Source organism: Hyphomicrobiales bacterium (genome assembly GCA_030688605.1).
GTDB lineage: Bacteria > Pseudomonadota > Alphaproteobacteria > Rhizobiales > NORP267 > JAUYJB01.
This window is the reverse complement of sequence record JAUYJB010000079.1, coordinates 41,252-61,998: the sequence shown is the minus strand read 5'-3', so window position 1 is coordinate 61,998 and position 20,747 is coordinate 41,252. Positions and strand designations below refer to the sequence as shown.

19 protein-coding genes are annotated in these 20,747 nt (G+C 65.6%); 15 read left to right on the top strand and 4 right to left on the bottom strand.

The window, feature by feature from the left end; genetic code table 11:
- Positions 1–861: 861 nt before the first annotated feature.
- The 9 genes from Q8P46_09550 (at position 862) to Q8P46_09510 (ending at position 9,891) form a co-directional block, all read left to right on the top strand.
- Positions 862–3,030 carry a carboxypeptidase regulatory-like domain-containing protein gene (locus Q8P46_09550; protein ID MDP2620407.1) on the top strand — a complete coding sequence of 723 codons (2,169 nt, stop codon included), beginning with the start codon at positions 862–864 and terminating at the stop codon, positions 3,028–3,030.
- Positions 3,031–3,305: 275 nt separating this feature from the next.
- A complete protein-coding gene (locus Q8P46_09545) occupies positions 3,306–4,283 on the top strand; it encodes a ferritin family protein (GenBank protein MDP2620406.1) in 978 nt (325 codons plus the stop codon).
- Between the two features lie 632 nt (positions 4,284–4,915).
- Positions 4,916–5,524, top strand: coding sequence for a DsbE family thiol:disulfide interchange protein (locus Q8P46_09540; protein MDP2620405.1), 609 nt, complete (start codon positions 4,916–4,918; stop codon positions 5,522–5,524).
- Positions 5,524–6,267 (top strand): cytochrome c biogenesis protein CcdA, encoded by a 744-nt coding sequence (locus Q8P46_09535; protein ID MDP2620404.1) that lies wholly within the window; start codon positions 5,524–5,526, stop codon positions 6,265–6,267. The genes Q8P46_09540 and Q8P46_09535 overlap by 1 nt, the downstream gene beginning before the upstream one ends.
- Before the next feature lie 32 nt (positions 6,268–6,299).
- Positions 6,300–7,526 carry a cytochrome c biogenesis protein CcdA gene (locus Q8P46_09530; protein MDP2620403.1) on the top strand — a complete coding sequence of 409 codons (1,227 nt, stop codon included), beginning with the start codon at positions 6,300–6,302 and terminating at the stop codon, positions 7,524–7,526.
- Between the two features lie 55 nt (positions 7,527–7,581).
- A complete protein-coding gene (locus tag Q8P46_09525; GenBank protein MDP2620402.1) occupies positions 7,582–8,160 on the top strand; it encodes a DUF1573 domain-containing protein in 579 nt (192 codons plus the stop codon).
- Positions 8,161–8,273: 113 nt separating this feature from the next.
- The gene (locus Q8P46_09520; GenBank protein ID MDP2620401.1) at positions 8,274–8,660 is read left to right on the top strand and encodes a DUF1573 domain-containing protein; all 387 of its coding nucleotides are present in this window, start codon (positions 8,274–8,276) and stop codon (positions 8,658–8,660) included.
- 49 nt (positions 8,661–8,709) lie between these two features.
- Positions 8,710–8,892: a hypothetical protein gene (locus tag Q8P46_09515; protein MDP2620400.1), complete on the top strand. Its 183-nt coding sequence runs from the start codon at positions 8,710–8,712 to the stop codon at positions 8,890–8,892.
- 111 nt (positions 8,893–9,003) lie between these two features.
- Positions 9,004–9,891: a hypothetical protein gene (locus Q8P46_09510; protein MDP2620399.1), complete on the top strand. Its 888-nt coding sequence runs from the start codon at positions 9,004–9,006 to the stop codon at positions 9,889–9,891.
- A gap of 88 nt (positions 9,892–9,979) precedes the next feature.
- Here Q8P46_09510 and pdxH read toward each other — a convergent pair whose 3' ends face one another.
- Positions 9,980–10,618 (bottom strand): pyridoxamine 5'-phosphate oxidase, encoded by a 639-nt coding sequence (pdxH, locus tag Q8P46_09505; GenBank protein MDP2620398.1) that lies wholly within the window; start codon positions 10,616–10,618, stop codon positions 9,980–9,982.
- Positions 10,619–10,761: 143 nt separating this feature from the next.
- Here pdxH and Q8P46_09500 point away from each other — a divergent pair, with 143 nt between their 5' ends.
- From Q8P46_09500 to ald, 5 genes are all read left to right on the top strand, one after another.
- Entirely contained in the window at positions 10,762–11,136 is a 375-nt protein-coding gene (locus Q8P46_09500; GenBank protein ID MDP2620397.1) for a cupin domain-containing protein, read from the top strand.
- 132 nt (positions 11,137–11,268) lie between these two features.
- A complete protein-coding gene (fabI, locus tag Q8P46_09495) occupies positions 11,269–12,087 on the top strand; it encodes an enoyl-ACP reductase FabI (GenBank protein ID MDP2620396.1) in 819 nt (272 codons plus the stop codon).
- Positions 12,088–12,165: 78 nt separating this feature from the next.
- On the top strand, positions 12,166–13,254 hold the full coding sequence (gene aroC, locus Q8P46_09490; GenBank protein ID MDP2620395.1) for a chorismate synthase: 1,089 nt from the start codon (positions 12,166–12,168) through the stop codon (positions 13,252–13,254).
- Positions 13,255–13,279: 25 nt separating this feature from the next.
- Positions 13,280–14,395, top strand: a complete 1,116-nt coding sequence (gene ribB / locus Q8P46_09485) for a 3,4-dihydroxy-2-butanone-4-phosphate synthase (protein ID MDP2620394.1) — start codon at positions 13,280–13,282, stop codon at positions 14,393–14,395.
- A gap of 33 nt (positions 14,396–14,428) precedes the next feature.
- Positions 14,429–15,547: an alanine dehydrogenase gene (gene ald, locus Q8P46_09480; GenBank protein MDP2620393.1), complete on the top strand. Its 1,119-nt coding sequence runs from the start codon at positions 14,429–14,431 to the stop codon at positions 15,545–15,547.
- Here the strand turns inward: ald and Q8P46_09475 are convergent.
- From Q8P46_09475 to dxs, 3 genes are read right to left on the bottom strand one after another with little or no spacing between them, the layout of a single operon-like run.
- Complete coding sequence (locus Q8P46_09475) at positions 15,544–16,605, bottom strand: class I SAM-dependent methyltransferase (GenBank protein ID MDP2620392.1); 1,062 nt, start codon at positions 16,603–16,605, stop codon at positions 15,544–15,546. The genes ald and Q8P46_09475 overlap by 4 nt on opposite strands.
- A gap of 39 nt (positions 16,606–16,644) precedes the next feature.
- Complete coding sequence (locus Q8P46_09470) at positions 16,645–17,385, bottom strand: TlyA family RNA methyltransferase (GenBank protein ID MDP2620391.1); 741 nt, start codon at positions 17,383–17,385, stop codon at positions 16,645–16,647.
- Positions 17,386–17,388: 3 nt separating this feature from the next.
- On the bottom strand, positions 17,389–19,311 hold the full coding sequence (dxs, locus tag Q8P46_09465; protein MDP2620390.1) for a 1-deoxy-D-xylulose-5-phosphate synthase: 1,923 nt from the start codon (positions 19,309–19,311) through the stop codon (positions 17,389–17,391).
- A 374-nt stretch (positions 19,312–19,685) separates the two neighbouring features.
- Between dxs and Q8P46_09460 the strand changes: the two genes are divergently transcribed.
- Entirely contained in the window at positions 19,686–20,732 is a 1,047-nt protein-coding gene (locus tag Q8P46_09460) for a hypothetical protein (GenBank protein ID MDP2620389.1), read from the top strand.
- The last annotated feature ends 15 nt before the right edge of the window (positions 20,733–20,747 follow it).

The window sequence follows — 20,747 nt, the reverse complement described above, 5'->3', positions numbered from 1 at the left end:
AACCCGGTGGGCCGATTTGGCCCACCGAAGGCTAAGGTTCTTTTGCGCCGTGGCGGTGTTGCGGCTGTTGGCCGATGCGACCCGCATCGCCCGGCGAGCCGCGCCTGGCCACGGCGCAAAATCATCCCGGTCAAATGGTTCTCTATACCCATGAACCGCTCTAGCCCTCGACGGGAAAGCGATGTGAAGCCTTGCCGGCCCCGGCCGGCCTAGGCGAAGCCGGGAGGGCGTGAACCCTTGGGCCTGAGATTCACCTCCCGTTAACCGGCACCAATTCTTTTCCGGCAAAGTCATCCCCGCTCTTCTGGGCGCTCTTAGACTCGGATGCATCCCCAGCTCGGGGCCGGCGCGGCATGTCCGTCAGATTACGTGGGCGGGGGAGCGGTGCCTGCGGCGAAGCGGAGTTTAACGGGCTCCCCGCCCCTGGCGTGCCTGCCCGACCCTGGCGCACTACGACCCCAGCGCCTGAGTGCTACGCGTGGAAACACGTTAAAGACGCGGGCGGGAAGATCGAAAAGACACCGCGCGCGGGCGTCCTTCGCGTCGCCCCAACAGTACTAGCTATCGCGGCGTGAAGACGCCCGCGCGCCCGCAGCCCTTGGGCGAAGCGGGAAAGATAAGGCAAAACCCGAGTCTTGGTGGATTGCGGCAACGGGAAAGCTTGCCCTCACGCCTGCGGGCTTGCCGGTGGCTCAGCCGGAAAATTGCCCGATTATGATGCCAGCTTTCCCGACGGTCGTTGACGCAATCGGCGCAGCGCGTCTACAGTTCGATGAGCGGCGGTTTTCATGCCCGGCACACGCATTCGGGGTGCCGTCGCTTCATAAAAACATCAATAAAGTCAATGGGGAGGAACAAATCGTGTCGAAACGAATTCATTGTAACCCTTCGTCCCGACGGGGCATCTTCGCCGCCGTGCTTGCCGGGTTCGCGCTCGCCATGAGCGCCGGACCGGCGAGCGCCCAGGCTGTCGCCATCGACAGCGACGACATCGGCGGCGTCGTCACCGGTCCGAGCGGCCCCGAGGCTGGCGTCTGGGTGACCGCGGAGACCAGCGATCTGCCGACCCGATACGCCAAGAGCGTCGTCACCGACGATCAGGGCCGCTACGTCATCCCCGATCTGCCGCAAGCGAACTACAAGGTCTGGGTGCGCGGCTACGGGCTGGTCGATTCGCCGAAGCTCCATGGGCTGCCGGGCCTGCATCTCGATCACGCGGCGGTGCCGGCGCCGAACGAGGCGGCGGCCGCGCATTACTATCCGGCGATCTACTGGTATTCGATGCTCAAGATCCCGGCCGAGGACCAGTTCGGCGGCTCGAGCGGCATCCCGGAAAAGATGAAGCAGACCGACTGGCTCAAGCAGGTGAAGAACATCGGCTGCATCGGCTGCCATCAGCTCGGCCAACAGTCCACCCGCACCTTCCCGGCCGCGCTCGGCGGCTTCGAGAGTTCGGAGGAAGCCTGGCTCCGCCGCATCCAGTCGGGACAGTATGGCGAGGGCATGGTGAACCAGATGGGGCGCTGGAACAACGAGCCGCTCGAATACTACGCCGAATGGACCGACCGCATCGCCGAGGGCGAGCTTCCGAAAACCAAGCCGAAGCGGCCGGAGGGCCTCGAGCGCAACGTCGTCGTCACCTGGTGGGAATGGTCGGAGCCGGACAAATACCTGCACGATCTGATCTCGTCGGATCGGCGCAATCCGACGGTCAATGCCTATGGGCCGCTCTTCGGTTCGCCTGAATATTCAACCGACAATCTGCCGATCCTCGATCCCAAGACGAACACGGTTTCGGCCTACAAGGCGCCGGTGCGCGATCCGGACATGCCGGAATCGCTCGGAGCCGGACATGCCGCGAGCGGCGCGCTGCTTGAGCCGTCGCCCTATTACGGCGAGGAGAAGCTCTGGGACACCCGGGCCAACAACCACAATTCGATGTTCGACGGCGAGGGCCGGCTGTGGCTCGCGGCGAGCGTGCGCGGCCTGGACAATCCGGACTTCTGCAAGCAGGGCTCCGACCATCCGTCCGCCAAGCTGTTTTCGCTCGACAAGAGCTCCCGCCAGCTTGCGATGCTCGACCCGAAGACGATGCAATACACCTTCGTCGACACCTGCTACGGGACCCACCACCTGCAGTTCGCCTATGACGACAACGACACCCTGTGGGTCAGCGGCTCGGGTCCGGTGGCCGGCTGGCTCGACACCAAGACGTTCCTCGAGACCGGCGATGCGGCCAAGGCGCAGGGCTGGACGGCGTGGGTCCTCGACACCAACGGCAACGGCCGGCGCGACGACTATGTCGAGCCCGACCAGCCGGTCGATCCGGCTAAGGACAAGCGGATCGTGCCCGGCTCGGGACCTTATGCGGTGATGCCGAGCCCGGTGGACAACTCGATCTGGTTCACCGCCGGCGTCTTCGGCGGCACGCCCGCAGTCGTGCGGCTCGATCCCGGTTCCAACCCGCCGGATACGGCGTTGGCCGAAATCTACAACGTGCCCATGCCGGGGTTCGGCATTCGCGGCGGCGATATCGACAGCAAGGGCGTGGTGTGGGCCTCCCTGTCGAGCGGCCACGTCGCCAGCTTCGACCGCGGCAAGTGCAAGCAATCGCTGAACGGGCCGAAGGCGACCGGCGACCACTGCCCGGAGGGCTGGGCGTTCTACAAGTTCCCCGGGCCCGGTTTCGAGGGCATCGGCGACAACAGCGCCGAGTCGAGCTATTACACCTGGGTCGACCAGCACAATGTCCTCGGGCTCGGCAACGACGTGCCGATCTCGACCGGCAATCTCAACGACGGCCTGATCGCGCTCGTCGACGGCAAGACGATCGTGCTGCGCGTGCCCTATCCCATGGGCCACTATTCCAAGGGGCTCGACGGGCGCATCGACGATCCGGACGCCGGCTGGAAGGGCCGCGGCGTGTGGACGGCGAGCGGCGACCGGACGCCGTGGCTCAAGGAAGGCGGCAAGGGAACGCGGCCGCTTGCCCTGCACTTCCAGGTCAGGCCCGATCCGCTGGCGCACTAGAGCATGTTCCGCAAAAGTGGGAACCGGTTTTGCGAAAAGAACATGCTCAACAAAATGGATGGGACCGAAATCCGATCCTGATCATATGGATTTCGGTCGAGCCGGCGCGCGCGGAAGATCGCATGACCGGAGAAATTGGACGGGCCTGCCTGGCGACAGGCGGGCCCGCCCTTCTCGGCAAGGGTAACAAGCGTGCATCCGCCGGGCCGGCTGCTATATAGAGGCCGTGATGATTCCGCGCCCTCACCTTGTGGTGGCAACTTAAAGGCCTCTCGATGCTCACCAGTCTGACCGGCCGACGGCATTTCGACGAGCTCAGCGAGCAGGAGGTGCTCGCGCTCGCCATCTCGGCGGAAGAGGATGACGGGCGCATCTACCGCTCCTACGCCGAGCGGGTGCGCGCCGAGTTTCCCGCCACGGCCGAGATGCTCGACGGCATGGCCGAGGAGGAGGATCGGCACCGCGAGCGGCTCATCGCGCTGCACAAGCAGCGCTTCGGCGACGTCATCCCCCTGATACGGCGCGAGCATGTCGCCGGCTTCTACGCCCGGCGGCCGGTGTGGCTGATCAAGAATCTCGGCATCGACCGGATCCGCGAGGAAATCGCCGGCATGGAGGAGGGCGCGCGCAACTTCTACGTCACGGCGGCGCAGCGGACGAGCGACGCCGACACGCGCCGGCTCCTCGGCGAGCTGGCGGCGGCGGAAGCGGGACATCTCAAGGCCGCCGACCGGCTGGAGGAGAAGCATCTGCCCGACAAAGTGCGGGTGCGCGAGGATGCAAGGGCGCACCGCCAGCTCGTGCTGACGTGGGTGCAGCCGGGGCTTGCCGGGCTCATGGACGGCTCGGTCTCGACGCTGGCGCCGATCTTCGCCACCGCCTTTGCGACGCAGGATACCTGGACGACGTTCCTCGTCGGCCTGGCGGCTTCGGTCGGAGCCGGCATCTCCATGGGATTCACGGAGGCGGCTTCCGACGACGGCACCATTTCCGGGCGCGGCTCGCCCTTCAAGCGCGGCATCGCCTCGGGCGTCATGACCGCGATCGGCGGCCTCGGCCATGCCCTGCCCTATCTCATCCCGCATTTCTGGACCGCGACCTCGATCGCGTTCGCGATCGTGTTCGTCGAGCTTTGGACGATCGCCTGGATCCAGAAGCGCTATATGGATACGCCGTTCTTCCGCGCCGCCCTGCAGGTCGTGCTCGGCGGCTCGCTGGTGTTCGCCTCGGGCGTACTGATCGGGCTCGCCTGAAGGCTCGGCATCGGGAAACGGGCGCCGGGCTCCATTGATTTAGGTCAAGGGAAGCCGTGGCGGGGACGGATAGTTTTGCGATCGTCCGCAGTGCCTTTAGGATCGCTTCTTCCTTATGAGCCACGCGCCAACCGCAATGCGAGAAATGCTTCGAGGCGCCCTTCGCCGGGGCGCGGTGCTGGTTGGCGTGTTCGCATTGTTGGTCGCGGCGGTGTCCGCGGTCCCGGCGTCCAAGGCATTGGGCCTGTTCGATGCCCATCACGTTATGGCGGTCACGGATTGCCAGGACGGCGCTGGCGGCGGCTGCGACAGCCACGGGGCGGGTCAGGTCTGCAGCTTCCATGGCGGCTGCGTTTCGATCGGCGTCCTTGCGGCCGCTCCTGCGGTGGCCGCCGCTGTCCGTGAGGATTGGGCCGCCGTCGCCCGGGCGAGCGTTGCCGGCTGGGCCGGCTTCCCGGCAAAACCACCTCCCATCTCTCTTTCATAAGCGCCGTTGCAGGCGCGGTCGAGTGCCGCCGGCGGCAGCGCCGCCGCGTCCGGCCGCCGAATGCCTGCAACAGCTCCGCCTAGCGGCAGGTCGCGCGCATTCCTTCGGCATTCGGCGCACGACGGCGCCGCCGATGAATCAGGACATGGGAGACCAGACAGTGGCCAATGACGTAACAAGAGACGAAGCCCTCGCGGCCGTGCCAAGCCGCGGCCGGCAGATACGCTTCGGCTTTCTCGCTCCGGTGGCGATATTCGTCGGGCTGACGGTGATTTTCGCCTATGGGCTCACCCGGAACGCGCGCGACATACCCTCGGCGCTGATCGGCAAGCCGGTACCCGCCTTCGCGCTTCCGCCGGTGGAAGGCGGCACGCTCGGCCTTTCCACCGCCGACTTGAAGGGCGGGGTCTCGCTTCTCAACGTCTTCGCCTCCTGGTGCGTGGAATGCCGCCGCGAGCACCCCTCGTTCATGCGCCTGCAAGCCGAAGGCACCGTCCCGGTCCACGGCCTCAACTACAAGGACAAGCCCGAGGACGCCCGCAACTGGCTCGACGAACTGGGCGATCCCTATACGCGGACGGGCGCCGATCTCAACGGCAGGGTCGGCATCGACCTTGGCGTCTACGGCGTTCCGGAGACCTTCGTCGTCGATAAGGATGGCGTCATCGTCCACAAGCATATCGGCGCGCTCGACGAGGAGGCGCTTGAGGAAACGATCCTGCCGCTGATCGCCAAGCTGCGGGGAGCGCCGTGATGCCGGAGATCGCCGGAATAGGCGTGCTGACGGCGTTCCTCGCCGGGATCGTGTCGTTCCTGTCGCCTTGCGTTCTGCCGCTGGTGCCGGGCTACGTCTCCTATGTGGCGGGACATTCCCTCGACGAGCTGCGCGAAGCGCAGGCGATGCGGCAGCGCATTGCCGTGCTCGGCCTGAGCTCCGCCTTCGTCCTTGGGTTTTCCAGCGTGTTCGTGAGCCTCGGCGCCAGCGCATCGGCAATCGGCAACCTGTTTCAGGCCTACCGCTTCGAGGCGAGCTATGCGGCCGGCGCCGTCATCATCCTTTTCGGCCTGCACATGACGGGCCTGCTGCGGCTCAATTGGATGAACCGCGAGGCGCGGTTCATGCCGCAGGTTCCCGGCGGCCGTCCCTTCGGCGCCTTCCTGCTCGGAAGCGCGTTCGCCTTCGGCTGGACGCCCTGCATCGGTCCCATACTGGGCGCGATCCTGACGCTGAGCGCAACCAGCATGGGCGTCTCCGACGGGGCAGCGCTGCTTTCCATTTATTCGCTCGGGCTTGCCGTGCCGTTCCTGCTGGTCGCGGCCTTCACCAGCCGTTTCATGGCCAACGCGGAACGGCTGCGGCGCATCGGACGGCCGCTGCAGATCGCAGCCGGCGGCATCCTCATGCTGGTCGGGGCGTTGATGCTGACCGGCTATCTGTTCTCGTTCGGCACCTGGATGCTGAACACCTTCCCGTTCTTCCAGGACATCCAGATCTGACAATGGGGACAATAATGGATCCGGGTTTCTTTGTGTTACGGCAGCTTGCGGCAGTCTTCTTCGCGTTGCCGGTTCTTTCCGGCTTCGCATCGCCGCTTTCGGCCGAAGAGGGCAAGGCGCAGGCGCCCACGCATATCTTTTTCAGCGCCGGCTGCGCCGATTGCTGGCCCTATGTCGAGGATGTTCTTATCCCGGCCCTGCAGGCACGCGGCGTTGCCGGTGACCCGCGCATCCACGACTACACGGCGCCCGATGACCGCAAGCTGCTGCTCGATGTCGCCGACTCCGTCGAACTGCCGCGGTCGGTCGCGGATTCGCTCTATGCCTTCGTTCCGACCGACAAGGGAACATTGGTGATCCTCGGGCACGTCCCGCCGAACCTGATCGACACGGCGCTGAGCACGCCCAACGTGCCGCCCCGCCTCGTCATCTGGCAGCCGGAGATGCATGGGGTCCCGAGCGAGTACCGGCTGTGGGCGTGGCGGGGCAAGGTCGAGACCTTCCCGATCGGTACGCCGTTCAACGTGGCTCTGGCCCAGGCGATGGTCGCGACCGGACCCTCGCCGATCGGCGATGCGAACCTGGCGCAGCTTCTGCCGGCGGTCGTCGTCACCGGCCTGTTGGATTCGGTCAACCCGTGCGCCTTCGCCGTCATCCTTCTGCTGGTCGCCTTCCTGTTCACTCTGCGCAAGTCCCGCAGTCGAATCCTGCAGTTAGGATTCGTCTATATCGGGATGATTTTCCTCGTCTATTTCGCCATCGGGTTGGGCCTGTTGGGCACCGTGCGGCTGTCCGACGAGCCGCATTTGGTCGCCCGCCTGGGCGCGTGGCTCCTGATCGGCCTCGGCGCCCTCAACCTGGTCGAACACTATGTGCCGCAGTTTCCGGTCAAGCTGCACATGCCGGCCTTCGCCGGCGATCGCGCCCGCGAGCTGATCGCCAAGGCAAGCCTGCCGGCAACCATCGCCGCCGGCATCCTCGTCGGCCTGTGCACCTTTCCCTGCTCGGGCGGCATCTACGTTTCCGTCATCACCCTGCTCAACGCCAAGACGACCATGGCCTGGGGCGTCAGCTATCTGGCGCTCTACAACGTCATGTTCGTGCTGCCGCTCATCGCCATTCTTCTGGCGGCGGGAAACCGGTTGACGGCAAAGGCGTGGGCCGGCTGGGAGCGCCACCACGCCCTCGACATCAGGCTATGGTACGGCTTGGCGATGGTTTCGCTGGGCTTTGTCATGCTGCTTTGGCTGATTGGATGAAAGACCTCGGCGGTCCCGCCGCCGGCAAGGCAAGAAATTGCAAAGGAGAAACATCATGAGTCGCAAAGCAAAGCACGGTTCGGCGACCCCAAAGTCGCCGAACAAGAGACAGGTTCCGTTCTCTTGGGTTTTGATCGGCGTGATCGTCGCCGCGGTTGGCGGCTACTACCTTCTGATCAATACGGATCAGGCCGCCCAGGCGGTGCCGAGCTACGCCGAAGAAGAGGTCGCTCGTGACGCGCCATTCATGGCCGTCCACGAGATGGCGGCAGGCGCGCGCATCTCGTTCCTGCCGGAAGACGGGCCGCAACCCAAGATCAGCATCCCCAGCGACTACTTCAACTTCGGCGGCATCGGACCGCGCGACGTGGTAAGGCGCAAGTTCGTGATCCGCAACGAGGGCGACGCGCCGCTGACCATCAGCCGGGCCTACACCACATGCGGCTGCACGACCGCCGAGTTCTCCGCTCGCGTGATCCCGCCGGGCAAACTGGCTCTCGTCACGCTCGTCTTAGACGCCGGATTCCACGATGTCCGCGGACAGACCGTGGACCGTGGGATCATCATCGAGAATAATGACCGCCGCAGTCCCGAGGCCGAAATCTGGACCCGGGCCGCGGTCGCGTGGCGTTAGAGCATGTTCCGCAAAAGTGGTAACCGGTTTTGCGAAAAGAACATGCTCAAACAAAAGGATAAGAGCGAAATCCGATTCGGTTCAAACGGAATTCGCTCTACAGCGAGGATGCGATGCGCACGGTCATCTTGATCCTGGCGGCTGGGCTGCTGGCCGCTTGCTCGCGGGGCGCGCCCGACATCGACGTCGTCGCCGCCTACGACGCGGGTTCCGTCGTCAAGGGCAGCGCGGCGGTCGCCGACCTCGCGGTGCGAAACCTCGGCGACCGCCCGCTCGCGATAGCCGGCGTCAGCACCTCCTGCGGCTGCACCAAGGCGACCATGACGGCGATGGTCATCCCGGCGGGCGGCGAGGCGAGCCTCCACGTCGAGTACGATTCCGGCGCCCACCAGGAGGACCTCGGCGTCATCGAGCGGTTCATCTTCATCTCGTCGGACGATCCCGACGAGGACGATGTGAGAATCACGTTCACCGTCAGGGTAGAGCCCAAGCCGGTCTGACGGTGCGGGCGGTGGCGAACATCTGGACCTGAAGAAATGGAGTTCGATCATGGAATGGCTTCTTGAAAACTGGATCATCGTTGCATTGTTCGGCGGAATGGCGGCAATGCATCTGGTCGGGCACCGGCGCGGCGGCGGCGGGCACGGCTGCTGTGGCGGCGGCGGGCATAGCGAGGGCAAGGCTGGCCGCTGCGAGAAGGAAGAGAACGCCGAGGACGCGATGTCCAGGTAAGGCGTTCAGCGCCTCAATCGGCCCTCCGATCGGGGCGCGCTTGCGCGGCCGAAGCCGCTCGGACCCTCGTTTCCGAGCCGAACGAGGGCAAGAGCGAGAAGGAACGATGCCATGACCAAGACGACGCGCAGGCAATTGTTGGGTGGGATCGTCCTTGTCGGCGGGGCCTACGGCTTGGGCCTCGCGACGCCGCGGATCGTTTCATATGTCGAGCAAGCGCCGCTGCGGCGCGCGTTGGCCGCGATTCTGCCGTCGCAGCCGATCCCGACCGGCCTCGATCTGGGTCCGTCCATGGCGAAGCTCGTCGAGGCCGGCGCCATAGACCGCGGGAAATTCGTCGCCGCTCACGAAAATCGCGGCCCCGTCCCGGACTGGGTGCTGCGGGCGCTCGACGGAGAATCGCAGGAACTCGTCCTTTCCATCGAGACGGCGCCCTACAACCTCAATCTGCTGTGGCCGCTCGGACTGGCGACCAAGGCCGCGTTCAACGAGGACAGCCCGATGAATGGCGACGATCTCGCCAATTATGCCAGCACGGGCGGCTGGAGTCTCGGACGCGAGGACAATGGGGCGGCCTATTTCAATGCGGTGGAAACGTTGCGCTTGACGTCCGATCAATCGGACATCGTCCACCGCCTCGCCGACAACGTGTTTCGCCCATGCTGCGGCAATTCCGCCTTTTTCCAGGATTGCAACCACGGCTCCGCCATGCTCGGGCTGATGGAGCTGGCCGCCGCCGGCCGGCGCGGCCCGGCCGAGATCCTGAACCTCGCCAAGGCCGCCAACGGCCTCTGGTATCCGCGGGAATATGTGGAGATCGCGCTTTATTTCGACGCCGTGGAGGGGCAGCGCTGGAGGGATGCAGCCCCCGACCGTGTCCTGTCCGCGGAGTTTTCGTCGGTCCAGGGACTGCAATACAGCGTGCGCGGGCCGCTGGCGCGCAAAGGGCTGCTGCCCGGCGAGCCGCCAGATCGCGGCGGCAGCGGCTGCGCGGCCTGATGTGATCCCTGCGGGCCCGCAGGCCGCCGAGACGCTCGATCACGGCGACGGAAGGGAACCGAATTCTCCGTGTCGGAAGTCCCTGCCTTCACGGATAAAGCCGCGTGCGCTGCCACGGCGCCTTCAAGTTCTTGCGGGAAAAGAGCAGCCTGTCGTGCAGGCGGAACGGGCGCTGGCGCCAAAATTCGATCATGAGCGGCAGAATACGGTAGCCGCCCCAGTGCGGCGGCCGCGGAACCGTTCTGAGCCCGAACTTGGCGGCGAACTTGGCGACCTCCTTCTCCAGCACGAAGCGGCTTTCGAGTTCCCGCGACTGTTTCGACGCCCAGGCGCCGATCTGGCTGGTGCGGTGGCGGGTGGCAAAATAAGCATCGGCGGTCGCGGCGCTGACCTTCTTGACCGGGCCGCGCACGCGCACCTGACGGTTCAGACTCTTCCAATGGAACACCATGGCGGCCTTGGAATTGCCGGCGATCTCTGCCGCCTTGGCACTTTGCAGATTGGTGTAGAACTCGAAGCCGCCATGATCGAGCCCCTTGAGCAGCACCATGCGCGCGTCGGGCAGGCCGTCGGCGTCGACGGTGGCGAGCGCCGCCGCGTTGAATTCGCTCGGCTCGCTCTTCTCCGCTTCCGCCAGCCATGCCCGGAACAAGGCCAAGGGCTCGTCCACGGCCTCAAATCCGCTGATCGAGGCGGCTTCGCCTTTCGGCGTCCTTTTTCCGATCATCGGCTCATTCCAATCCCGTGGCGCCCACGTTGCCGTCGAAGCACGGGCTATATAGAGCATCGCTCCAGCGGCGGCCATATCCGCTTTCCCTCCTGGTTACCCGTACTGTCGTCCGGCGTCTTTTCCGATGACAGGGGGCGAGCGTGGAGCTGCTTGAAATCTACGGCGACGAACGGGGCGAGACCCACTTCCGCAAGAGCGATGTCGAACTGAACTTGCGCGATTTTGTGCCGCCTTCCGCGCCGCTGGAAATATCGGCGGAGATCCCCGCCACGACCAGCCTGTTTCTCGTCGCGCCGCCGGGCTGGGATGATGCCGTTCACCCCTCGCCGCGGCGGCAGTTCGCGATTCTGCTCGATGGCATGTTGCAGGTCACGCTGACCGACGGCGAGAGCACGATGATGAAGCCCGGCGACATCGTTCTCCTCGACGGCCAGGACTCCAAAGGCCATCTTTCGCAGGTTCAAGGCGACCGCCCGGCCCGTTTCCTGCTGGTCGGCTGCGGCGAAGAAAGCTGACGAGCACTCGTCATTGGGCATGGGGCCCGCCGCGCAGTTCCCATAGCCCATCGCGCCGGCGGCCAACGCTCTATGTTGCGCTCGAGCTCTTCGTGCTAGAGCATGATCTGGACCAATTGCAGGGTGGGCAGAATGGCGGATGCGGGGCGGTTGATGGCCGGCAAGCGCGGCCTGATCATGGGGATCGCGAACAGCCGCTCGATCGCCTGGGGTATTGCCAAGAGATGCGCCGAAGCGGGCGCCGAGCTGGCATTCACCTATCAGGGCGAGGTCCTCAAGAAACGGATCGAGCCGCTTGCCGCCGAGGCCGGCACGAAGATCGTGCTGCCCTGCGACGTGACCGACGCCCGATCGATCGACGGCGCCTTCACAGCCATCGGCAAGGCGTGGGGAGGCCTCGATTTCCTCGTCCACGCCATCGCCTTTTCCGACAAGCAGGAGCTGACCGGCCGCTTTGTCGACACCAGTGCCGAGAATTTCGCCAATACCATGCTGGTCTCCTGCTATTCCTTCACTGCGGTGGCGCAGCGGGCTGAAAAGCTCATGCAGGAAGGCGGCGCGCTCTTGACGCTGACCTACTACGGCGCGGAGAAGGTCATGCCGCATTATAATGTCATGGGCGTGGCCAAGGCGGCGCTGGAGGCAAGCGTCCGCTACCTTGCCACCGATCTCGGCGCCAAGGGCATCCGCGTCAACGCCATCTCCGCCGGCCCGATCAAGACTCTCGCCGCCTCGGCGATCGGCGACTTCCGCTATATTCTGCGCTGGAACGAGTACAACTCGCCGCTGCGGCGCACCGTGACCATCGACGAGGTGGGCGACGCCGCGCTCTATCTTCTTTCCGACCTGAGCCGGGCTGTGACCGGCGAGGTGCACCATGTCGATTGCGGCTATCACGTGGTCGGCATGAAGTCGGTCGACGCGCCGGACATCTCCGTCGTCAAGGATTGATCCGCAGCGCTACCACGACACAAGATGTTTGACCCCTCGGTGCAACGCTCCTAGAACCGTGGCCGGAGCGCCAAGCCCATGTCATACAACACGTTCGGCCATCTTTTCCGCGTCACCACCTGGGGCGAGAGCCACGGGACCGCCATCGGCTGCGTCGTCGATGGCTGCCCGCCGCGCATTCCGATCACGGAGGCGGAAATCCAGTTCGATCTCGACAAGCGCCGGCCCGGCACCTCGCGCTTCACCACCCAGCGCAAGGAGCCGGACAAGGTGCGCATCCTCTCCGGCGTCTTCGAGGATCCCGACAGCGGCGAGCAGGTCACCACCGGCACGCCGATCTCGCTGATCATCGACAATGTCGATCAGCGCTCGAAAGACTATTCCGACATCAAGGACAAGTACCGCCCCGGCCACGCCGATTTCACCTACCAGGCCAAATACGGCATTCGCGACTATCGCGGCGGCGGGCGCCCCTCGGCGCGGGAGACCGCAACCAGGGTCGCGGCCGGCGCCATCGCGCGCAAGATCATTCCCGGCGTCACCATCCGCGCGGCGCTGATCCAGGTCGGCACGCTCAAGATCGACCGCGACAGATGGGACTGGGCGGAGATCGATAGGAACCCGTTCTTCTGCCCCGACGCCGCGGCGGCCGAGGCATGGGCGAAACGTGTGGACGAGGTGCGCAAGGCCGGATCTTCCGTCGGCGGCGTCGTCGAGGTCGTCGCTTCCGGCGTTCCGGCGGGGCTCGGCGCGCCGGTCTATGGCAAGCTCGACGAGGATCTGGCCCATGCGATGATGGGTATCAACGCGGTCAAGGGGGTCGAGATCGGCGCCGGCTTCAAGGCGGCGGAGCTCAGCGGCGAGGAAAACGCCGACGAGATCCGCATGTCCGATAACGGCCCGGTGTTTCTGTCCAACAACGCCGGCGGCATCCTCGGCGGCATTTCCAGCGGCCAGGACATCGTCGTCCGCTTCGCCGTCAAGCCGACCTCGAGCATCCTGACCCCGCGGCGGACCATCGACCGGTTCGGCCGCGAGACGGAGATTTCGACCAAGGGCCGGCACGACCCCTGCGTCGGCATCCGCGCCGTTCCGATCGGCGAAGCGATGATGGCGATCGTGCTCGCCGATCACTATCTACGTCATCGCGGCCAGGTCGGCGGATGAGGGGCCGGTTCGGAGTGTTGCGGGCATGACCACGGACATGGAGCGCGTTGCCGAGGCGCTGCGTGCCTTCGAGCGCGGCGAGATCGTCGTCGTGGTCGATGACGACGATCGCGAGAACGAGGGCGACCTCATTCTAGCCGCCGTTCATGCGAGCCCGGAAAAGCTTGCCTTCATCATCCGCCACACCTCCGGCATCGTCTGCACGCCGATGACGCCGGAGGACGCGCGCCGGCTCCACCTCGAGCCCATGGTCGCGGAAAACGACGCACCGCACCGCACCGCCTTTACCGTCTCCGTCGACTTCCGCCACGGGACGACCACCGGCATATCCGCCGAGGACCGCTGCAACACGGTGCGCGCGCTTGCCAACCCGAATAGCGGGCCGGTCGATTTCGTGCGGCCCGGCCACGTTTTCCCGCTGATCGCCAAGGACGGCGGCGTGCTGATGCGCTCCGGCCACACGGAGGCCGCGGTCGATCTGTGCCGTCTCGCTGGCCTCGCCCCGGTCGGCGTCATCTGCGAGCTGGTCAATGACGACGGCACTGTGAAGCGCGGGTCCCAGGTCGAGGCCTTCGCGCGCGAGCACAAGCTGAAGACCGTGTCGGTGGCCGACCTCATCGCCTGGCGCCAGCGCCGGGACCGGCTGGTCGAGCGGGTCGAGGACCATATCATCGACACCCCTTTCGGGCCGGCGCGGGCGATTTCCTACCGCACGCCATTCGATCCCATGCATCACCTCGCTATCGTCTGGGGCGACATTCGCGACGGGCGCGACATTCCGGTGCGGCTGCATCTGGAATCGGTGGTCGACGACGTGATCGGCGCCTCACGGCCCATCGACAGGCTGATGCGCCGGTTGGCGGAAAGCGGGCGCGGCGTGCTGGTCTATCTGCGTGAGGGCTCGGTCGGCGTGGCGCGCTCGGCGCACCGGCCACGCCATGAGATCGCCGCCGACGACAAGGCACATTCCTCCGCCCGGCAACAGCGCGAGGACGAGTGGCGCGAGATCGGCCTTGGCGCCCAGATCCTCAAGGACCTCGGCGTCTCCTCGATCCGGCTCCTGTCCTCGCGCAAGCGCCACTATGTCGGGCTTCAGGGCTTCGGCATCGAGATCGCCAAAACCGAGATCCTGAACGGGTAGTGTATTGTCCTTCCACGTGCGAAGGAGGCGAACATGCTCATCGGCGTCGTCAAGGAGATCAAGGTTCACGAATATCGGGTCGGGCTGATCCCGTCGAGCGCGCGCGAGCTTGTCCAGCACGGCCACGAGGTCGTGGTGGAGACCGGCGCCGGCCTCGGCGCGGGGCTCACCGACGCGCAATATGAAAAGGCCGGCGCAAAGATCGCGGCCAGCGCGGCCGAGGTCTTCGGCTCAGCGGAATTGATCGTCAAGGTCAAGGAGCCAATCGGGCCGGAACGCACCATGCTGCGCGAAGAGCAGATCCTGTTCACCTATCTGCACCTTGCCCCCGACGTGGAGCAGACCGAGGCGCTGATCGAAAGCAAGGCGGCGTGCATCGCCTATGAGACGGTGACGAGCCGGCAGGGCACGTTGCCGCTGTTGATGCCGATGTCGGAGGTCGCGGGGCGCATGGCCGCCCATGTCGCTGCCTATTGCCTGGAGAAGGAGCGCGGCGGGCGCGGCGTGCTGCTCGGCGGCGTGCCCGGCGTGCCGGCAAGCGACGTGGTCATTCTCGGCGGCGGCACGGCCGGCACCAACGCGGCGTTGATAACGCTCGGCATGGGCGCGACGGTCACCGTCGTCGACCGCTCGGCCGATGCGCTGCGGCGGCTCTCGGCGCAGTTCGGAACCACGCTCAGGACCATCTTTTCGACCCATGACGCCATCGACCATCTGGTCGTCAACGCCGATGTGGTGATCGGCACCGTTCTGGTGCCCGGCGCGGCGGCGCCGAAGCTGGTCTCCGCCGACATGGTCAAGCGCATGAAGGCCGGCGCTGTCGTCGTCGACGTTTCGATCGACCAGGGCGGCTGCTTCGGGACCAGCCGGCCGACCACCCACGCCGAGCCGACCTATATCGTCGACGAGGTGGTGCATTACTGTGTCGCCAACATGCCGGGGGCCGTTGCCCGCACCTCCACGTTCGCCCTCAACAATGTGACGTTGCCCTTCGTTCTGGCGCTCGCGGACAAGGGCTATCGGGCGGCGCTGGCGGAGGATGAATATCTGCGCACCGGCCTCAATGTCTGCGCCGGCAAGGTGACCCATCCCGCCGTTGCAGACGCGCACAAGCTCAAGTATCACCCGCCGGAGACGGTGATCGGGCTTTAGGCTGATTTCTCGAACGCCGAGATCTTCGACATGAAGACCGGCTCGTCCTTTATGCGGACGAGGCCTGCCTTGGCGAACAATTTGGCGAGATCGGCGCGCACATAGCCGGCATAATAGGGCTCGTGGAAGCTCTGCGGGAACACGTCGAGCAGCCCGTCATAGTCCGGAATGTCGCCGATCTGGAGCGAGTCGAGCAGCAAGAAGCGCCCGCCGGGCCTGAGCACACGGAAAATCTCACCCGCCACCGCCAAGCGGACCTTGGGCGGCAGCTCGTGGAACAGAAACACCGCCGTGAAGCCATCGACGCTTTCTCCCGCCAACGGCAGCTCTTCGGCCTTGGCCACGGCGAGGCCAACCCGCGGCCGGCGCTTCAGATGCCGGCGCGCCTCATTGATATAGCTGCCGGACAGATCGATGCCGACCAGTCCGAGCCGCGGAAACGCCTCGGCGACGGAGTCGAGAAAACGCCCCGTGCCGCAGCCGAGATCGACGAGCCGCATCTTGCGCTGGTCGCGCCCGCGCACAAATTCGGCCAGGGGCACCAGAAGCTGCCGGCGCATGGCGTTGCCCGAGCCCTTGAATAGCACCTCGACCTGGAGATCGTAGAGCCGCGCCGATTCCTCGCTCAGCCAGCCGCCGGACTGGAAGTGGAAATTCTGCAGATAGTAGCGCGGCCGCTTGCCTCTGTTGGTCTCGTTCAGCACCTCGTGGTGGCGGTTTTCCTCGCGCCTCGCGTGCACCCGCGGCAGGTCGGCAAAGAAGGCCCGCGTCCGCGCCAATTGCTGCATCAGCGGACCGTCGCGGTCGCGCGGCAAGGGGTAGAGGCCGGCCTCCGCATTGGCGAGGTCGCGCTCGAATAGCCGCCGCATGTCGGCCAGTATCCGCCGGTCGGAAGGCACCGGATAGTCGGTCTTCGGCGGCGCCTTGCCGCTGCCCGCCGACTTGCGCAGGCGCCGCATGACCATCCCGTGGCCTATGAACCAGGCGACGCGCGCGCCCTGGCGCGCGGCAAAGGCGGCGCGGCTGGCTATGCGCTCAATCGGAAATGGCTCGGCCATGGCGATCAATATGGGGCGAATGGGCCGGCCGGTCCATATTCAAGGCGCACGCCGGGCGCCCAGCAGGAACTCGCGGTTGCCGTCGATTCCCAGGATCGGCGAGGCGACACGCCCGACGACGCGCCAGCCGCCCTGCCCTTCGAGCCAGGCCGCCACGTCCTTCGCCGCCTGTTGCGCGACCGCCGGATCGCGGACGATGCCGCCCTTGCCGACTGCATCTGGGCCGACTTCGAACTGAGGCTTGACCAGCAGCACTGCCCAGGCAGCCGGCGCTGCCTGTGCCAGCGCCGGCGGCAGCGCCAGGCGCAGGGAGATGAAGCTGACATCGGCGGTAATGGCTTCGACCGGCTCACCGATCAATCCGGGCGTCAGGACGCGGGCGTTGACGCCTTCATGCAGGGCGACGCGCCGATCATCGCGGAGCGAGGCGTGGAGCTGGCCGTGCCCGACCTCGACCGCGTGGATGCGCCGGGCGCCACGCTCCAGCAGCACCTGGGTGAAGCCGCCAGTCGATGCGCCGAGGTCGAGGCAGACCCGACCCTGCGGGCTGAAATCGAAAACGTCCAGTGCGTGGATCAGCTTCAGCGCCGCGCGCGACACATAGGCCACGGCGGGATCGCTGATTTCGATATCGGCGTTTTCCGGGACAAGGGTTCCCGGCTTGGTGACCCGTTTTCCGTGAACGCGCACGGTGCCGCGCTTGATCGCGTCGGTGGCGCGCGACCGGCTCGGCACAAGGCCGCGGGCAACAAGAACGGCGTCGAGCCGGGATGATCCCACCTGCTAGGCCGTGCGCGCTGCCTCCGCCGCATAGTCGCGGCCGAGCGCCCCGAAAACCTTGGCGACGATGCCGCCGGCGTTGAGGCCAGCGGTCTCGTACATGGCCTCCGGCTTGTCCTGGTCGATAAAGAGGTCGGGCAGCACCATCGGCCGCACCTTGAGCCCCTCATCAAGCAGCCCGTCGTCGGCGAGAAACTGCAGCACATGGGCCGCGAAGCCGCCAATGGCGCCCTCCTCCACCGTGATCAGCACCTCGTGCTCGCGCGCAAGCCGGCGCACCAAGTCCTGGTCAAGGGGCTTGGCGAAACGGGCGTCGGCGACGGTGGTGGAAAGGCCGTAGGCGGACAGTTCCTCGGCCGCCTTCAGGCATTCCTGCGCCCGCGCGCCAAAGGAGAGGATGGCAATCCGCGTGCCTTCGCGCAGGATGCGGCCCTTGCCGATCTCAAGCGGAACGCCCTCCTCCGGCAACTCCACGCCGACCCCCTCACCGCGCGGATAGCGAAACGCGCAAGGACGGTCATCGATCCGCGCCGCCGTCGCCACCATGTGCACAAGCTCCGCCTCGTCGGCGGCGGCCATCAGCACGAAGCCCGGCAGCGTGCCAAGATAGGCGATGTCGAAGGCGCCGGCATGGGTCGGCCCGTCCGCGCCCACGAGGCCTGCCCGGTCGATGGCGAAGCGCACCGGCAGCCTTTGGATGGCGATGTCGTGCACGACCTGGTCGTAGGCGCGCTGCAGAAAGGTCGAATAGATCGCCGCGAACGGCCGGTAGCCCTCAACCGCCAGCCCGCCGGCGAAGGTAACGCCATGCTGCTCGGCGATGCCGACATCGAATATCCGCTCCGGGAAGACGTCCGCAAAGCGGTTCAGGCCCGTGCCCGAGGGCATCGCCGCGGTGATGGCGACGATCGACTCGTCCTTCGCCGCCTCCTTGATCAGCGCATCCGCGAAGACGTTGGTATAGCTCGGCGCCTTCGGTTGGCTCTTGGCTTGGGCGCCGGTGACCACATCGAAGCGCGAGACGCCGTGATACTTGTCCTCGGATTCCTCGGCCGGCGCGTAGCCCTTGCCCTTCTTGGTCACCACATGAACGAGAATCGGTCCCTGGTCGGCGTCGCGCACATTGCGCAGCACCGGCAGCAGATGATCGAAATTATGCCCGTCGATGGGGCCGACATAGTAGAAGCCGAGCTCCTCGAACAGCGTGCCTCCGGTCCAGAACCCGCGGGCAAATTCCTCGGCGCGCTCGGCCTTGTCCTTGAAGAATCGCGGCAGCCGCTTGGCGAGCTGCTTGCCGACTTCGCGCACCGACAGATAGGTGTGGCTGGAGACGAGGCGCGCGAGATAGGCGCTCATGCCGCCGACCGGCGGCGCGATCGACATGTCGTTGTCATTGAGGATGACGATGAGGCGGGAATGCATGCCGCCGGCATTGTTCATCGCCTCATAGGCCATCCCGGCCGACATGGCGCCGTCGCCGATGACGCAGACGACATTGTTCTTCCGCCCGTCGAGGTCGCGGGCGACCGCCATGCCGAGGCCGGCTGAGATCGAGGTTGAAGAATGGGCTGCACCAAACGGATCATACTCGCTTTCCGCCCGCTTGGTGAAGCCCGAGAGGCCGCCGGCCTGCCGCAGGGTGCGGATGCGATCGCGCCGGCCGGTGAGGATCTTGTGCGGATAGCTCTGGTGGCCGACGTCCCAGACCAGCCGGTCGTCGGGCGTGTCGAAAACAAAGTGCAGGGCCACCGTCAGTTCGCAGACGCCGAGGCCGGCGCCGAGATGGCCGCCTGTCACCGAGACCGCGTCGATGGTCTCCTGGCGCAACTCGTCGGCGAGCTGGCGCAGCTGCGAATGGTCTAATGTGCGCAGGTCTGCCGGCGTGCGGACCTCATCGAGCAGCGGCGTTTTACTGGTCTTTTGCAATGACCCGACTTCTCTTCTTCGATCATCCGTTGGCCACCCCCGGCGGGCGCCAAGCCTTACACGATTGCGCCGGCCGGCGCAATTCACGCTGCCGTGCCGTTATGAGCCTGTGGGAAAGCCCCGTTGCCCGCCTCATGGCCGCGGAAGAGCCACAATTAATCCCAACATTCAAGCTCCGCACATTGAACGTCGACTGTCAAAAGGCTAGGCTTCGGCATGAGACGCGTCCGATGCCGAAACTCTCTTGCCCGGCGTCAAGCGGTTGGTTTCGAGTATCACGGACCGCACCAGAAGAAAATAAATATAACGGTGGAGTTGTCGGCTGTTTACGAGTTCGGCGCAACGTATTCGAGTGAGGATGGAAAGGTAATTTTATGAAAATTCCCTGTTGCCGGTCAATCCTCCAGATCCTGCCTCTCACGGCGCTGTTGCTCGGCCCGTCTGCTTACGCGGCCAGCGTTCTCAGGGTCGACGGCAAAGGTTGTCCCTCCATCTCGGACCATCAGCGCTTCGTGGACGAACTTGTGAATGGCAACGTCGACTATACCTATCCTTCCATCTGCGTCGATCTGCCCACCGGCACGACCGTGAGCGATCCGATTGAAAGCAAGAAGGATCGCTTCGGCAGCGAGACGACGGAATTCATCCTGGTCGAGGTGGCCGGCAAGGGCCGATACTGGACCATCGCCTCTTGGGTGGAACAAGCATCGGCCCAAACGGAGCCGGCGCCCGAAACCGAATCGGCAATATCCGAGACCGAACCGGCAACGTCGGAAACCGAGGCGGCGGCGCCCGAGGCCGAACCGGCAGCTTCCGAGGCCGCGGCGGCGCCTTCCGACGCAATCGAGCCCGCGCCATCCGAAGAAATGGCAACGGCGCCGTCCGAAACCGGACCGGAGCCGTCTGCGACCACCGGGACTCTCGGACCATCGCTCGCGGCGGTGAATGTCTCTACGGTCTGGTTTGCGCAAGAACTGATCGTTCACTTCGGACAAAGCCTCCCGTTCCACGGCTCCAATTTTGCGTTCGACCGCCTGGCCTCTCTCCCGGCGGATATCACCACGTTCGATGTTTCGGCGAAGATGGACGCCGCCACGCTTTCGGTCGCCGGGTCGCTTGAACTTTCGGCCCTTCCTATTCCGCTCGCTGCGGAGGGTGGCGGTGAGGATTCCAGCTACAAGGTTCGTCTGCAGGCTTACGTCTTCTCACCAATAGGGCGGTTGATCTGGATGCAGGAGGGGTCTCCCCAGGAGGACGCGGCGGTGAGCGCGAAAGGGGGATCGGTCGCCTTCGAATTGAAACGCCGTTTCAGGGGCAGTCTGAGGGGGCACTTGCTGCTGATCGTCGCCGCCGGAGAGCCGGTCCTGACCGACGAGGCTGGGACGCCGGTAATCCTCGGCGTCAAGAAACTCATGCTCTGATAATCCGGCGCGCCC